The organism is Halopseudomonas salegens (assembly GCF_900105655.1).
In the GTDB taxonomy this organism is placed as follows: Bacteria; Pseudomonadota; Gammaproteobacteria; order Pseudomonadales; family Pseudomonadaceae; genus Halopseudomonas; species Halopseudomonas salegens.
The window spans coordinates 262969-278402 of sequence record NZ_LT629787.1 but is presented as its reverse complement, the minus strand read 5'-3'; the positions used below and the strand labels follow the sequence as shown (position 1 = coordinate 278402).

Genomic DNA, 15434 nt, shown 5'->3' with positions numbered 1-15434 from the left:
CACCCAGATGGAATCGGAGACAGATATGAGTGACAACAACAACGGCAAATGCCCCGTGATGCATGGCTCGAACACCAAGCTGCACGGCAGTGGCGCCATGAACAAGGACTGGTGGCCGAACCAGCTGAATCTCAGCATCCTGCATCAGCACAATCCCAAGTCCGACCCCATGGGTGAAGACTTCAACTATGCCGACGAATTCAAGAAGCTCGACCTCGCAGCGGTGAAAAAAGACCTCACCGAGCTGATGACCAACTCGCAAGACTGGTGGCCGGCTGATTATGGTCACTACGGCCCCTTCATGATCCGCATGGCCTGGCACGCAGCCGGTACCTACCGAGTCGCTGACGGCCGCGGTGGCGCCTCCACCGGCAACCAGCGCTTTGCCCCGCTCAACAGCTGGCCGGACAACGGCAACCTCGACAAGGCTCGCCGCCTGTTGTGGCCGATCAAGCAAAAGTATGGCAACAAACTGTCGTGGGCCGATCTGTACATTCTCGCCGGCAACGTCGCCATCGACTCAATGGGCTGCAAAACCTTTGGCTTTGGCGGCGGCCGTCAGGATATCTGGGCACCTGAAGAAGACATCTACTGGGGCGCCGAAGAAGAATGGCTGGCCACCAGTGACAAGCCGAAGAGCCGCTACAGCGGTGATCGTGAGCTGGAAACCCCACTGGCCGCCGTACAAATGGGTCTGATTTACGTCAACCCGGAAGGCCCGGATGGCAACCCCGACCCACTGGCATCAGCCAGAGACATTCGTGAAACCTTCGCCCGCATGGCCATGAACGACTACGAAACCGTCGCCCTGACTGCCGGTGGTCACACCTTCGGCAAGACACACGGTGCCGGCGATGCAGCCAATGTCGGCCCCGAGCCGGAAGCAGCGCCGATGGAGCAGATGGGCTTCGGCTGGAAAAACAGCCACGGCAGCGGCAAAGGCCGCGACACCATCACCAGCGGGCTGGAAGGTGCCTGGACCCCGACGCCAACCCAATGGGACATGAGTTATTTCGATGTGCTGTTCGGCTACGAATGGGAACTGACCAAGAGTCCGGCGGGTGCCAATCAGTGGGCACCGAAAAACCTTGAAGAAAAAGACAAGGCACCGGATGCAGAAAATACCAGCCAGCGCGTCGGCATCATGATGAGCACCGCCGACATGGCCATGCGCGAGGACCCGTCCTACCGCAAGATCTCCGAGCACTTCCACAAGAACCCGGAAGAGTTCGCCGACGCCTTCACCCGCGCCTGGTTCAAACTGACCCACCGCGATATGGGGCCGAAATCCCGCTATCTCGGTTCGGACGTACCGCAGGAAGACCTGATCTGGCAGGATCCGGTGCCAGCAGTCGATCATGAACTGATCAACGATCAGGACATTGCCGACCTCAAGTCCAAGCTGCTCGCCTCCGGCCTCAGCGTTTCCGAACTGGTGTTCACGGCCTGGTCGGCAGCCTCGATCTACCGTGATTCGGACAAGCGCGGTGGTGCCAACGGTGCCCGCATTCGCCTGGCCCCGCAGAAGGACTGGGAAGCCAACCAGCCCGAGCAACTGGCCCGGGTCATCAAGGTACTCGAAGGGGTGCAAAGCGACTTCAACGCGGCCCAATCGGGCAACAAGAAAGTCTCACTGGCTGACCTGATCGTACTTGGTGGCGCAGCTGCCATCGAAAAAGCCGCCAAGGATGCCGGTCACACCATCACCGTGCCCTTTGCACCGGGCCGTACCGATGCGACCGACGAGCAGACCGAAGTGGATTCCTTCGAGTGGCTGAAGCCAGAAGCCGATGGTTTCCGTAACTATGCGAAAGCGAAGTTCACCGTGTCGCCGGAAGAAATGCTGGTCGACAAGGCGCAACTGCTCGGCCTCAGCGCCCCGGAAATGACCGTACTGGTCGGCGGCATGCGCGTCCTGAACGCCAACCACGGTGGCAGCAAGCACGGCGTATTCACCGACAAGCCGGGCACGCTGAGCAATGACTTCTTCGTCAATCTGGTCGACATGGGAACCGAATGGGCACCCACCGCAGCTGACCCCGATGTGTTCGAAGGCAAGGATCGCAACAGTGGTCAGGTCAAGTGGACCGGTACCCGCGTAGACCTGGTATTCGGTTCCAATTCGCAACTGCGTGCGCTGGTCGAAGCCTACGCCCAGGACGACGCCAAGGAGAAATTCGTCAAGGATTTCGTCAAGGCGTGGAACAAGGTCATGAATGCCGATCGTTATGATCTGGTCTGATTGACCGTCAGCAAGGCAATACGCAACGGGGGCTGCATAATGCAGCCCCCGTTGTCGTTTCAGCTCAGAGGAAAAACGGACTCAGCCCAGAACGCCGGGCAACTTGCTCGGGGTAAACAGCTCTATCCAGTAACCATCCGGATCGCGGATAAAGGCAATATCCTTCATCTTGCCGTCCTGCGGCCGCTTGACGAAACTCACCCCCAACTTCTCGAAGCGCTCGCAAGCGCCATCCAGATCCGGCACCGCAAAACCGATATGGCCAAAGCCTTTGGGCTCGTCGTTGCCGTTGTGGTAAGCAAAGTCCTCGTCGTTTTCGGTACCCCAGTTATGCGTCAACTCCAGCATCGCCGGGCGCCCGAAGGTCTGTACCAAACGCACCCGAGGGTCCGCCGACCAGTTGCCCAGGTCGTGGGTATCAATCGCCGCAAGGAAATACAGACTGAACTTCATCTCTTCAAAGTCCATCTTCTTCACCAGCGTCATACCCATGATGCGGGTATAGAAATCCAGCGTCGCCTCCGGCGACTTGATGCGCAACATGGTCTGATTGAACACAAACCCCTCGGTATCCCGATCACGGTTCTCGCACAAACCCGGCGCAGACTCGAAATGACGACTCATCAGCAAACTCCTCAGTCAGCAGCAAATACAAGCAGACTACCACCCACCCCCAAGACAACAAACGCCACAGCTACAACAGGGTGTGTCGGTCTCAGCATGCCCCCTCTCCCCCTGCCCCGCCTTCGGCCCCCTGCCCTTCGCAGAGCTCAGGGCGTTCGGGCGGGCGAAGCAGTGCTTCGCTTTTAACCGCCCTTACCCCGCGAGGGGAGAGGGGTGAAAGGTCCGAGCCAGAAACGCGACAACCAGTGAGCCTCCAAACAACGCCTGGTGCCCAGATTCAACGAAACTTGCGCTCATCCCACCAGGGATAAAACGGTGGCTTATCCTGACTCGGGCGCAATTTGAATTCGGGCGCGCGCTTCTCCAGGAACGACTGCACACCCTCTTGCGCATCGGCAGACTCACCCATAAAGGCAATCGCCCGCGAATCGACAATATGCGCTTCCATCGGGTGATCCGCTGCCATCATGCGCCAGAGCAATTGGCGGTTGAGCATGGCGGACATGCCCGAGGTGTTGTCGGCAATTTCCCGCGCCAGCTTGTAGGCTGCCGGCATCAATTCATCCGGCTCATGCAGGCTGCGCACCAGGCCACCTTTCAGCGCCTCTTCGGCATCGAATACGCGACCGGTAAACACCCATTCCGCTGCCTGCATCGGGCCGACGAGGCGTGGCAGGAACCAGCTTGAGCAGGCTTCCATGGTGATGCCACGACGGGCAAACACAAAGCCGAACTTGGCCTTGGTCGAGGCCAGGCGAATATCCATCGGCAGGGTCATGGTCACCCCGACGCCCACGGCCGCGCCGTTGAAGGCACCAATCACCGGCTTGGTCGATTCGTAGATCCGCAGCGACACGGTACCGCCGCCGTCACGAAGATCATCACCTTCCGGCTGGTCCGCGCGCTTGTGCCGGTTGAAGGTATCGCCACCCTTTTCCAGATCCGCCCCGGCGCAGAACGCCCTACCAGCACCGGTGACCACAATCACCCGCACCGCATCGTCGGCATCCGCCGCATCAAAGGCCGCAATCAGCTCGCGGCGCATCAGGCCATTGAAGGCATTCATCCGGTCCGGGCGGTTCAGGGTCAAGGTCAGGATGCCATCCTGCACCTGGTAATCGAGGGTTTCGTAAGACATATACAGACTCCACAGTGGTCAACAAATGTTGCCCAGTGTAGAACCCACCGGTCAGCGTCACCAGCTGCCTCACTGCGGTGTATATCCAGGCATAGGCTGAAGGGATAACAAGAGCGGCCATGTCATCAGCCGAACCACCACATCCCCAGCGCCATCAGCGCCGGCACCAGCAGGCACTGCAACACGTTACTGCGCAAAGCGGAGAACAGATTTCCTGCAGCTCGTGACTGCCACAGGCTGTGCAGGCCAAGCAAAAAAAACGGCAGCGCTACCAGTACGGCAGGCGGCAGCCAGCCAGCAGCCACCGCCAACAACAATACTGTCAGCGACAGCAGCCATTGCCCGGCGTACACAGCACGAGCCACAGTCACCCCGTAGTGCACCACCAGGTTGTCGCGCCCAACCTGTCGATCGGCTTCGCAATCTGGCAACTGGTTGAGCAACAACAAATTATTGATCAGAAAGCACAGAACCAGACCGGCAGCCAAACCAGCGCGGGTGTATTCGCCGGAGAGCACATACTGGCTGCCGAGCAACATCAGCAAACCGAAGCCAATGCCCGGCGCCAGCAGGCTGAGCCAGCGATTTCGGGTAATCCAGGGGGTATAGAAGGCGACCAGCAGCATACCGACAACACCAACCGGCAGCAGACCGCTGCCTACCTGCCAGCAAAGCCACAAGCCAATCATTGCGGTCAGCGCCAGCAGGGCAAGCCCTAGCCACAATACGCCAGTGGCTGCGTCCGGATGGGCCGGCAGATACCCACTGCCGCCACTGAAAGGCGTGCGCTCAGTATGCAGGTCCAGTTCACTGTGAAAGTCGGCATATTCATTCAGCACATTCACCGCCGCATGCGCAGCCACAGCGCCCATCAACACCCAGGGCCAATAACCTTGAAGCGGCCCGGGTGGGGCAATGGCCATGGCCAGCGCAACGGTAACCAGGGCCAGCAGCAGAAAAGGCGGCCGCAAGGTGTGCAAAATTCCCATGAATCAGACTATCCCCCCACAGTTTCAGATCCCGGACGTTCACCAACGCCGGAACGGGATAATTACACATTTTCCCACGCCGGGAGCAAGCCAGATCACCGTTTCAGGCTGGAAGCCGTCGCCACACACTCGCCAGCCACGGCTGCTGCTCGCGCGGCAAACCGGCTGGCCGATAATAATGCTCAATCTCGACAAAACCCGCCGCCTGCATAAAGGCCTGCCAGGTTTCCAGCCGGTAATAGGCCGCGTAGCGGTCACCGGTCCAACCCTCCTGGTCGTCCCCGCGTGGGTTGGAACTGAGCAGAACCCCGTCCGGCTTCAGGCTCTGATGCAGTTGCCGCAGCGCAGCAGGCAGGACCTTGCTGGGGATATGAAACAGGGTGGCGTTGGCAAAGATGCCGTCAAAGCGCTCAGGCGGCAAGTCCAGCGCCAGAAAGTCCTGCAGCCATACCTCGCAACCACTATCTTGCCGAGCCATCTCGACAAAGCGCTCGCAGCCATCCAGCCCCACCGCCACATGCCCCATTTCCGTAAAGGTGCGCAGATCTCGCCCCGGCCCGCAGCCCATATCGAGAATCTGCAGCGGCGCGGGGGCCTGAATATGGCGCAGCAAGGCATCGATATTCTGGCTCACATCATGATCCCGCGTGCCCTCACGAAAACCTTCGGCATTCTGCTGGTAATGCTCGAGCGTCTGCCGGGCCAGTGCGGTCAGTTGGGAACGGGCAACGGTGTCGTTGCCGGATTGCGAGTGTTGGTCAGACATGCGATTTGGCTCAGGCGCGAAAGTGAGACATAGACTATCGCGCCAAAGGCCCAACTGGCCAACATCTCATTTTTTCATCATCCGGCAATCCCTGTCTCAATGCGCGCTAGCGGTAGGCCGAACGATGATCTCGCTGGTGTCCACATCCTCGGGCTGCTCGATGGCAAAGCGGATCGCACGGGCAATGGCAAAGGGGCTGACGGCTACCTGCCGGAACGCCTTCATCTCCTCGCGTCCTTGCGCATCAGAGATAGTGTCGGCCAGCTCGGATTCGGTAACGCCAGGGCTGATGGTGGTTACCCGCAGTTTGGAGTTTTCCTGACGCAAGCCATCGGAAATCGCCCAGACCGCATACTTGGTGGCGCAATACACCGCTGCCGTTGGCGACACTGCATGGGCGCCGATGGAGGCGATATTGATGATCTGTCCGCGATCCTGCACCTGCATAACCGGCAGCGCCGCAGCAATGCCGTACAGCACCCCACGGATGTTTACATCGATCATGCGCTCCCACTCATCCACCTTGAGCGCCGCAAGGGGCGACAGCGGCATGACGCCCGCATTGTTGATCAGCACATCGACACGACCGAACTCGTCCAGGGCGAAGTCGACAAAAGCCTGCACCTCCTCGCGTTGCGTCACATCCAACTGACGCGCCCTGGCCATACCACCCGCGTCGCTGATTTCCGTCACCAGTCTGTCCAGGCGTTCAGTCCGCCTTGCCCCGAGCACCACGCGCGCGCCCTGCTCTGCCAACAAGCGCGCCGTCGCCTCGCCAATACCACTGCTGGCGCCGGTGATCAGAACGACCTTTCCATCAATGAGATTGCTCATTACTTGTACTCCTGAGCGTTGAGAACCTGAAAAATCACTACAGGGCATATGCTAGAGAGCACAGGGCGATACGCTAAGACCTGTTCGTATTCGGTTCTTGCCTATTCGTATCAACAGGTCTGCAAAAAACCGAAATATGTGATGATATATAGCCTGCTTATCTAATCGGGAATTGTCAGGTGAACAGCACATCCTTGAAACAGGCGCGCATGATCGAGCTGGTAAAGCGTCTGGCACCCACGGAAGGCTATACCCAGTCGCTGCTTGATGACGTCACCTTCATGCGCGCCAATCGCGCGATCCCGGTGACACCGGCGCTGTACGAGCCAAGCATCGTAATCGTGCTGCAAGGGAAAAAACGCGGCTTTTATGGCGGCCAAAGATACATCTACGACGCCGGGCATTATCTGGCGCTGTCGGTACCCTTGCCCTTTCTGACCGAAACCGAAGCCAGTGAAACCGAGCCAATGCTCGGGCTGGTGTTGCGCATCAATCAGGCGGTGACCGCCCAACTGGCCCTGGACGTTGACAAGGCGCTAGCCAAACCCGCGAGCAAGCCCGCCACGCTCTTCGCCACACCCCTGGACGACAAACTGGAAGATGCCACGCTCAGGCTGCTCGAAGCGCTCAGCTCACCACTGGAAACGGCGGTGCTCGCCCCCTCGATTTTCCGGGAAATTACCTACCGTGTATTGATCAGCGAACAAGGCGGTGGATTGCGTGCAGCGCTGCTGCAAAACGGTAACTTTGGCCGGATCGCCAACGTGCTGAGATACATCCATACCCGGTACGCTCAGAGTCTGAATGTCGGCGTCCTGGCCAGCGAAGCCAACATGAGCATTCCCGCATTTCACAGCCACTTCAAAGCCGTGACCGACACCTCGCCCCTGCAGTACATCAAAGCCATCCGGCTGCATCAGGCACGCTTGCTGATGATCCGCGAAGGCTGCAGCGCCGTCATCGCTTCGCAATACGTAGGCTACGAAAGCGCCTCGCAGTTCAGTCGGGAGTTCAAGCGTCTGTTTGGTCGCAGCCCGGTAGAAGAGGCGCGGCACTTGAAGCAGGTACTGGCCATGACGCCACAGACCCATGGCCGGGCACCCAGTGCCCGGCCATAGCGCCTTTAGCGACCGCTGCGTGATGCCTCCGGCTGTTGGATAACGAGCTCCCGGGTTGCCGGCCTGGGCAGGGTCGGTCTCTGCTGCGGCGCCATAAGCTGGCCTGACGCGGCAGTTGAGCCGACATTTTCCGGGCACTTCTGACTGAGTTGTGCTTTCAGGCACAACTCGTAGGCACCGTAGTTTTTATCCGGGTCCGGGTGCTTTTCATTGCACTTGTCAATTGCATCGTCAGCACAGTTGGCCATCGCCAGCCCGGTAAAACCCATTGCAGCAATCATAATGGCAGGGATCAGTTTTGCAGTTTTCATGAGAATGCTCTCCAGCTTGTTGGTTGGTTGTGGTGTTCTCATGAAGTGAGTCGTGGTGACTGTGCAGCAGGTTCAAACCAATCCGACAATAATTCATGTTTTTTTCCTGCAGCCTGATTCCCGGCATACCGACGTTGAATCAATCATTACCCGCATCGTGCTCTCGTTACGCGAAAGCCGCACCAAGCGACTAGCCTGACAGGTGTATTCATTATGAGAGGATGAGCTTCGCATGAGGGGCGCGAGTCCAGCTTTGGTGGCCCTGGCAGCTTTCTTCTGGGGCTTGTCGGGCGGGATCGGCGGTATGCTGATGGCTGCCGGCTGGGATGCGTTCGTTGTCGCCTTCTATCGTGGAGTGATCGGGCTGCTGTTCATCCTTGTCTGGCTGTCATTGCGCCGGCATGACAACGGGCTGAGAAGCCATCGGTTATGGTTCTGGTCCACCGTTGCAGGGTTGGGCGCTGCGGGTAACTTTGCCTTCTATTTCCTCAGTATCGAGCACGGCAGCGTCGCAGTGGCAGCCACCTTGATGTATTGCGCCCCGCTGTACGTTTATCTCGCCTCCTTTGCCCTGCGGCTGGAAAAGCCCAACGCGCTCAAATGGACCGCCATCGCGGTCGTAATCCTGGGCATGGGCTTGCTGACCGAAGTGCACGATATCGGCGCCAATGGCATCACCCCCATCGGCATAGGTGCCGGCTTACTGGCCGGGCTATGCTATGCGCTGTTCATTTTCGGTTTCAAATACGCCGCACCCCACGGCAGCCCGCAGGCGATTCTGTCGATTGCCTTTCTGGTCCTGGCGTGTGCGCTGATCTGGCCCGCGGATCGCGCACAGACCCTTGCCGTGTTGAGCACACCCGACTGGCCCCTGTTTGCTGCGCTGGGCGTACTGGGGGCGGGGTTGTCCTTTGTGGTGTATATCTACGGCCTGAGGAAAACCAGCCCGGCCCTGGCCTCCATGGTTGCCATGATCGAGCCGGTAACTGCGTCACTGTTCGGCCTGTTGCTGCTGGATGAAAGCCTGGTGTGGCATCAAGGGCTCGGCATGGGCCTGATCCTGGTCACAGTCACCGCGCTGAGCGTCTATTCCAGTGACGGGCGGCCACTGTCCAGACACAGTGTTTTCACAAGCCGGCATCGCCACTGAATCACCCGTTGATCACCCCACCAGACAGATCAGGAAACAATCTGATGGATAGTATCCGCCAGATGCTGTACGCCGCTTTCAACTTCAGCGATACCGGCATTCACCGTAGCGATCAACTCATGCCCCTTGTTCGATGAACTGTTGATCTGCTCCATCTGCTGGCTGACCTGACTAATCAGGTCAGCATTTGCGCTGACTACATTGCCGATCTCGGTGGTCGCTGTACTGGTTCGCCCAGCCAGGGTTCTGACTTCATCGGCAACCACGGCAAAGCCTCGACCCGACTCGCCAGCGCGCGCCGCCTCGATGGCAGCATTCAGCGCCAACAGGTTGGTCTGCTCGGCAATACTGCGGATAGTAGAAACAATGTCATTGATGTTGTTGGACTGTGCTTGCAGCCGAAGGCTGATGGCATTGGCCTGCTCGACCTGCTGGCTGACGCGTTCCGATGCGGCAACCGCCTGCTCCAGAGCCTGTTTCGCTTGCACGGTAATGCGTGAGGCCTCCTCGGACGTCGAAGCCGCCACTTCGCCGGCACGCATGGCGCGATTGATCCGCTCCGAGATATCGGCAGCGAACTTGATCACCTTGTGAACCTTGCCGTTGTCATCAAGGATGGGATTGTAGGTAGCTTCCAGCCAGATCGTATGGCCTTCGGCATGCCGCCGTTCGAAGCGACCGGAAGAGAAATGGCCGGCCGCCAGCGACGCCCAGAAATTCGGGTTATCGCGGTAAAAGTTGTCATAACAGAACATGCTGTGATGCTTGCCGACTATCTGATTCAGGCTGTAGCCGGTGGTCGCGAGGAAATTGTCGTTGGCATGCAAAATATGCCCGTCAGGCGTGAATTCAATCACCGCCAGCGAGAGGTTGAGTGCGGTGAACATGGCATTTTTCATGCGCAACGCTTCCTGATCCGCACTAACGTCCTTGGCAATCTTCATCACCCGGACAACGGCGCCCGCATCATCGCGAACCGGAAAGTACGAAGCTTCCAGCCAGAGCGTCGAGCCATCCTTGCGACGCCGCCGAAAGGTCCCGTGTTGGCTCTGCCCCGCGGCCAACTGCTGCCAGAAGGACGCATAGGACGGATCAGCAACCGTGTGCTCGTCACAAAACATCCGGTGGTGCTGGCCGACAATCTGCTCTAGCGAGTAGCCGGTGGTCTGAAGAAACAGCGAATTGGCATTGAGTATGTTGCCTTCAGGGGTGAATTCAATCACGGCAACATTTTCACGTATGGCTCGGAGTTCAAACGTCAGCTGTTCGATCTGGGACTGCTGTTCTGCAAGCTGCTGCTTGCGGCCTTGCGCGCTTGAAAAAAGCATGGCAGAGGCTCCTCCATTGAGCACCCAGGTTGTTTTTATGTGCCGCATGGCCAGCCATGCTCACATTAAAATTAGTTCAACAAAAAAATAACGTCAAATTGCTAGCACTTATGCAATAACACTCTGACCCCTTAACGTTCACGCCTGCTGGTTGATCACCCCCACCACCGCATTGGCCGAGCGCACGGCCGACTCCAGCAAGGGCACACCCTCATAGGCCCATGAACCGCAATAGAACACTTTGCGCCACGGTTGGCTGTGCCATTGCTTGAGGGCCTGATGGACCTGGGCGGTGTCGGCGTTTACCACGGCGCGTTCCAGCGGCACGCGGGCGAGTACGGTGTCCGGCGCGGGTTCAAACAGCGGGTTCCAGGTCTGGAAGACGGGTGAGCTGTCCTTGAGCGTGGGCTCCACCTGGTTGACCCAGACGGTGAACATGGGCTTTTCCAGCCCCTTGTCCATCTGGAAATTCAACGCAGTCCAGTCGGCTTCATCGGCGGGCATAAAGCGCGGGTCCTGATGCACCCAGAGCTCACCTGAATCGAAGGGGATCTTGTCCAGCACGCAGCGCTCGTCACCAAACTGCGCATCGTCCAGAAAGCTCAACTGATTGGCCTGGGTCGCGACTATCACCCGGTCGAACACACAACCATCACCGCGGGCGTTATACACCATCACCCCGTCACTGCCCTGCTCAACCCGCACCACCGGGCTGCCGGCATGCAGCGGCAGATCCCTGGCCAGGCCTTTCACCAGTGCCGAGGTACCGCCCTTGAGGCGATAGAGGGTCGAGCCATGCAGGATGCCGTGCAGCAGCGAAAGCAACTGTGCCGCCGGCCAGTCCAGCAGGTGTTTTTCTTCACAGGTGCAGATGGTGGTCAGGATGGGCAGCACCAGCCCGCGCCAGAACAGCGGATCGAACTCATGCTGCTGCAGCACCTCGCCCAGGGTGATGTTGCTACTCCCTTCTTGCAGCTCACGGGTCAAGCGGGCCAGTTGCCAGATTCCCCGTCCGATACGCAAGGCGCGGCCATTGAGGTAACGCCAGGAACCCACCCAGGGCCAGCCCACCAACGGCAGCTCGCCAGCACGAAACCAGGTCTGCCCCCCGGTCCAGCTGCAGGACACCAGAGTGCGCACATCGAACACGCCGACACCCACCTCGTCGGCCAAGGCAAGTACGCTGGGCCAGGCATCCGGGCTCATCACCCGCAAGGGCACATCCACCAGCCCGCCATCCAGCGTCAGGGCATGGGCGTCCATACCGTGGCTGCTGCAGGCTTCGAATACGGTGACAGCATGACCGGCACAGCGCGCCCGTTAGGCCGCCGCCAGCCCCGCCATACCACTACCAATCACTGCAATGGAGTAGCTCATTCGCGGCTCATGTATGCGTAATAAAATGGCTCACATACCCAAGGGTAGCCATTTCACCTAATCACTGCAGCGAACGATTTGGAAATCGATGGGTTTGAAGCAGAAGTTGTTGGACTGCCCGGCAGAACAGGCGGTCATGGCGACGACCATCGGCATCGCCCAAGCCAGGTGGCAAGGTGCAGAAAGCGACTTACCCGGTGACTTGTGACCCAAAACCTGTCACCTTTTCGGCATGACCGATAACAGCCCCCGCAACACAAACACCTGCCCGCTCTGTAGCGGCGGCAGCAACTGTGCCATGACCAAGCCCGGCCAGACCGTCGCCGATTGCTGGTGCATGAGCGCCAGCATCAGCCCGGATGCGTTGGAACGAATACCACAGGATCAGATCAACAAAACCTGCATTTGCCAGGCCTGTGCGACGGGAACTGACAGCAACGCTGATCAGACCTGAGTTCAACGTTTCCTTTTATTTTTAAGCAGCGGCAACACCGCAAGCACAACCAGCACCGCCCCCACCACCCGCACCACGCCAACGTCTAAAGGGCCTCTGCGCACACCCGTGTAACCCATCCAGTGGTAGCCACCCTCCGGATCAACCGTCAGCAACAGCAGGCCGAGCATGCCGACCAGAAACAGGAAAATGTAGGGGACCAGGTGCATGTGGGTGCCTTTGTGAGTGGGATTCAGAAGCATGATTGATCTTAGCATTCTGAGCATATAGCGGCGTTGATGCCGACCAGGTAAAACGGGGCAGACAAGATCATATCGGAATTAAATTGCCGGTTATATGCAGAATAAAGCAGCATCAAGATTTATATTGCCGACTAATCCCCCATGATCTATGGTAATCAGCATATTAATGCTGATTGAGCCTGCCGCAATGTACGAAGCGCTTACCCTACAAATCTATGTAAACGGCCAATGGCACGACGCTTTTGAGCTGAGCATCGCTGATACGCAGGCTGTTGCGGACTCGCGCATAACCACCTCGTACAACACGGCTTACCTGCATGACTTCTATGCCGAGATAGAAAGCACATTCGAGCAGGCGGTCAGCGTTAACTTGCCGGTCAACTGGAGCCCTGTGGATACCAAGGGCTTCCCCGCCTTTATTCTCGACATCATTCCAGCTGGCCATGCCAGGAAGTCGCTGTTAAAACGATTCCATGATGAAAAGCCGCCTGAAGTGGATCTTGATCTGTTTTTACTGGGTCGATGCACGCCATCACCTATCGGCAATTTACGCGTAAAAGAGTCCGTTGAAGCCCTTGAGGAAAGCGGCGCCGAAGCTTTTCCTCGCCAGGCAGTGGTTGCGCGCAGCAACGACTTTCTGGAGTACGCCTATGAAGCTGGGGCTGCAATGAGTGGTGCCACTGGTGCTCAGGGTGAGGCACCCAAGCTGTTGCTGGTCGAGGGGCGCGACGGACTGCTTTACGCAGATGCCATGCTGGATGATTCCCTGGCTCAATCACATTGGTTGGTCAAGTTTGCTCGGAACTCGGTGACAGAGAACGACAAGAACATCCTTCGCGCTGAATACGAATACTACAAAGCAGTTGCCAGCCTGGGCTTGAATACCGTTTCAACGAAAGGTTTGAGCCTGGAAGAAGCCGACAAGCCAAGTCTCTGGATGCCACGCTTTGACCGAATCGTGGATGGCGAATACGTCGAGCGTATCCCTGTTGAATCGGTTTACTCCTTACTGGGTAACACCGAGCCTGGCTCCAGGCTCAAGCATGAGGCTGTGCTGGCGAAGCTGATTGAGTTGTGGTGCTTGAGCGGGCAGACCGCTGAGATTCCAGAATTGATCTTTGAGTACATACGTCGAGACCTGCTAAACCGAATCCTTGGCAACAGCGACAACCACGGTCGCAACACATCCATACTCCGCTACCGGGAAAGGTTTGATCTGGCCCCGATCTACGACCTTGCCCCGATGGTTCTGGATGCAGAAGGGGTAACCCGGGCAACCAAATGGGAAGCCGAAAAAAAAGGCAGCCCAAAATGGCGCGAGATCTGTGCCTGCTTCCCGGAATGGTATGCCCCGGATGATCTGTATGACCGCATCCGTAATGTCGCCGAAGGGCTCAAAGCGCTGCCGGATTTACTCGTGAATATGCCCCTGGATATTCGCCAATCAAAGGCTATTCCCGTCAACGACCTGGAGAAGCACCTCAAGCTATGGGAACTGCTATGAACACCATGACCGGAGAACAGCGCAAGCAACTGATCGACGAGATCATCCAGATGCACACTGATGGTGAAATAACCCTCGGCATGGCGATACGCAGGCTTCGGTTGGAGGTTACTGGTTTCGATCAGGAAACCTTTGCTGAAATGTGCGGCATGTCCACCAGAGCCCTCTATCAGCTGGAAACCGACAAAGGTAATCCGACGCTGAGCACCGTCGATTCGATATTGCGCAAGTTTGGCCTGCGCATGGGGCTGATGGCGGCGCTGCCTGCAAACAGAAGTCGCGTTATTACTGGCAAGCGAAACGGCGTAGCTGCCACTGGCAAAAATGATGAGGCAGGTCGCAAGGGGGTCAACGCCATCTCAAGGGGGGCTAAGCCTAAGAGAAAATAAATCTGTCCACTTTTATGCAGTATCGAGTGGGATTGTCTAGCAATCGTGCTGCCTGATTCAGCAAAAACCGACAGAAAAAGGTCTGGCAGCTTTTAGTTCGGATCATAATCGTCAGAATTAACTACCAGAGGCTACGACAGAGCTTTCCAATATATATAAGTTATTTAGCAACATCAGCTCAGCCAAATCATGGCGTTCGCTTGGCTCCACTTCACTGTGAGCTCTCCGGTTCCGATAGGTTTGGTAAACACTTTTGAAAAGCAATAACCTTCCCTCTTGCTCACCTCGGCTAATATCTGGCCAGATCAATAAGGGCGAAGCTCCTCCAAATGCAGCCTGAAAAAGATCACTTGCGGTTTTATTTAAACCGGTCCGGTCTTTGATGAGTACTTCCAAGCGAGCGTAACCGCTCATTAAACGAGCACTGGAGTGCTCGAAAAAGTCTATAACCAAATCTGCCAGACGGTCATCAATTAGAGCTAACGGAATGGACGGTTCAAACCCCCGCAGCGAAAAGCACGGCGGTTGCTCAAACATACCTGCGCCGTAAACGTAATCATGTAGCCTTATAGGCATGATAGGAGTAGCGCTATCGATAAACCTAATATCCTTCAAGGTCAAAGCTGCGCGCTCGATACGACTGAGCAGGTTATGGGGAACCGAATATTCCTCAATCTCAAAACGAAAATATTGTAGTAGTTTGATGGCACTAGCTAACCCTTTGGGGCCCTCTCCAGGATAGCCGGACGCGAACCCAGGACGGATAGCAATAAGCTCATCTAGCTCTGTGCTTATCAAAAAACCGTGTATTTTGCTATGACCAGCGTCAGCGGTAAGAAGTCTTACTTGAGAGATAGGAACTCTCGATTGAATTAATGACCGCAAGGCATTTAAACATGGCTGAGTATACTCAGTACCAAGATATTGGATCGTTGGCAGTTCCTTGGAAAAGCGCTCAAGTAGCACGT

Annotated in this window: 14 protein-coding genes and 3 pseudogenes; 6 read left to right on the top strand and 11 right to left on the bottom strand. The window is 57.3% G+C overall.

Translation table 11 applies throughout. The annotated features are described in order from the left end of the window. Positions 1 to 25: 25 nt before the first annotated feature. Entirely contained in the window at positions 26 to 2242 is a 2217-nt protein-coding gene (katG, locus tag BLU07_RS01250; RefSeq protein WP_092383355.1) for a catalase/peroxidase HPI, read from the top strand. Positions 2243 to 2323: 81 nt separating this feature from the next. Here katG and gloA read toward each other — a convergent pair whose 3' ends face one another. From gloA to BLU07_RS01225, 5 genes are all read right to left on the bottom strand, one after another. After that, on the bottom strand, positions 2324 to 2866 hold the full coding sequence (gene gloA / locus BLU07_RS01245; RefSeq protein ID WP_092383353.1) for a lactoylglutathione lyase: 543 nt from the start codon (positions 2864 to 2866) through the stop codon (positions 2324 to 2326). Positions 2867 to 3143: 277 nt separating this feature from the next. After that, positions 3144 to 4004, bottom strand: coding sequence for a crotonase/enoyl-CoA hydratase family protein (locus tag BLU07_RS01240; protein WP_092383351.1), 861 nt, complete (start codon positions 4002 to 4004; stop codon positions 3144 to 3146). A gap of 125 nt (positions 4005 to 4129) precedes the next feature. Next, positions 4130 to 4993: a prenyltransferase gene (locus tag BLU07_RS01235; RefSeq protein WP_092383349.1), complete on the bottom strand. Its 864-nt coding sequence runs from the start codon at positions 4991 to 4993 to the stop codon at positions 4130 to 4132. Positions 4994 to 5096: 103 nt separating this feature from the next. Continuing rightward, complete coding sequence (locus tag BLU07_RS01230) at positions 5097 to 5759, bottom strand: class I SAM-dependent methyltransferase (protein ID WP_092383347.1); 663 nt, start codon at positions 5757 to 5759, stop codon at positions 5097 to 5099. Positions 5760 to 5855: 96 nt separating this feature from the next. Next, positions 5856 to 6593 carry an SDR family oxidoreductase gene (locus BLU07_RS01225; RefSeq protein ID WP_092383345.1) on the bottom strand — a complete coding sequence of 246 codons (738 nt, stop codon included), beginning with the start codon at positions 6591 to 6593 and terminating at the stop codon, positions 5856 to 5858. 209 nt (positions 6594 to 6802) lie between these two features. Here BLU07_RS01225 and BLU07_RS01220 point away from each other — a divergent pair, with 209 nt between their 5' ends. Further along, positions 6803 to 7711, top strand: a complete 909-nt coding sequence (locus tag BLU07_RS01220) for an AraC family transcriptional regulator (protein WP_092389494.1) — start codon at positions 6803 to 6805, stop codon at positions 7709 to 7711. Between the two features lie 5 nt (positions 7712 to 7716). Here the strand turns inward: BLU07_RS01220 and BLU07_RS01215 are convergent, their stop codons facing one another. Then, positions 7717 to 8022, bottom strand: a complete 306-nt coding sequence (locus tag BLU07_RS01215) for a hypothetical protein (protein WP_092383343.1) — start codon at positions 8020 to 8022, stop codon at positions 7717 to 7719. Positions 8023 to 8254: 232 nt separating this feature from the next. Here BLU07_RS01215 and BLU07_RS01210 point away from each other — a divergent pair, with 232 nt between their 5' ends. Further along, a complete protein-coding gene (locus tag BLU07_RS01210; protein ID WP_092383341.1) occupies positions 8255 to 9172 on the top strand; it encodes a DMT family transporter in 918 nt (305 codons plus the stop codon). A gap of 29 nt (positions 9173 to 9201) precedes the next feature. Here the strand turns inward: BLU07_RS01210 and BLU07_RS18030 are convergent. The 3 pseudogenes from BLU07_RS18030 to BLU07_RS01200 form a co-directional block, all read right to left on the bottom strand. Continuing rightward, a pseudogene (locus BLU07_RS18030) lies at positions 9202 to 9597 on the bottom strand (methyl-accepting chemotaxis protein); the annotation flags it as partial. 135 nt (positions 9598 to 9732) lie between these two features. After that, positions 9733 to 10500: pseudogene (locus tag BLU07_RS18025) on the bottom strand (PAS domain-containing protein); the annotation flags it as partial. Positions 10501 to 10638: 138 nt separating this feature from the next. After that, a pseudogene (locus tag BLU07_RS01200) lies at positions 10639 to 11796 on the bottom strand (FAD-dependent oxidoreductase); the annotation flags it as partial. 313 nt (positions 11797 to 12109) lie between these two features. Here BLU07_RS01200 and BLU07_RS01190 point away from each other — a divergent pair. Continuing rightward, a complete protein-coding gene (locus BLU07_RS01190; protein ID WP_092383336.1) occupies positions 12110 to 12331 on the top strand; it encodes a cysteine-rich CWC family protein in 222 nt (73 codons plus the stop codon). Between the two features lie 2 nt (positions 12332 to 12333). Here BLU07_RS01190 and BLU07_RS01185 read toward each other — a convergent pair whose 3' ends face one another. Next, the gene (locus BLU07_RS01185; protein ID WP_157719045.1) at positions 12334 to 12573 is read right to left on the bottom strand and encodes a hypothetical protein; all 240 of its coding nucleotides are present in this window, start codon (positions 12571 to 12573) and stop codon (positions 12334 to 12336) included. A gap of 187 nt (positions 12574 to 12760) precedes the next feature. On the opposite strand from BLU07_RS01185, the gene BLU07_RS01180 reads away from it, so the two are divergent. Together BLU07_RS01180 and BLU07_RS01175 are read left to right on the top strand one after the other, a co-directional pair. Continuing rightward, positions 12761 to 14077 carry a type II toxin-antitoxin system HipA family toxin gene (locus tag BLU07_RS01180; RefSeq protein ID WP_092389492.1) on the top strand — a complete coding sequence of 439 codons (1317 nt, stop codon included), beginning with the start codon at positions 12761 to 12763 and terminating at the stop codon, positions 14075 to 14077. Further along, complete coding sequence (locus BLU07_RS01175; RefSeq protein ID WP_231701666.1) at positions 14074 to 14466, top strand: helix-turn-helix domain-containing protein; 393 nt, start codon at positions 14074 to 14076, stop codon at positions 14464 to 14466. The genes BLU07_RS01180 and BLU07_RS01175 overlap by 4 nt, the downstream gene beginning before the upstream one ends. A gap of 117 nt (positions 14467 to 14583) precedes the next feature. Here the strand turns inward: BLU07_RS01175 and BLU07_RS01170 are convergent, their stop codons facing one another. Then, complete coding sequence (locus BLU07_RS01170) at positions 14584 to 15432, bottom strand: TIGR02391 family protein (RefSeq protein ID WP_092383330.1); 849 nt, start codon at positions 15430 to 15432, stop codon at positions 14584 to 14586. Positions 15433 to 15434: the final 2 nt, after the last annotated feature.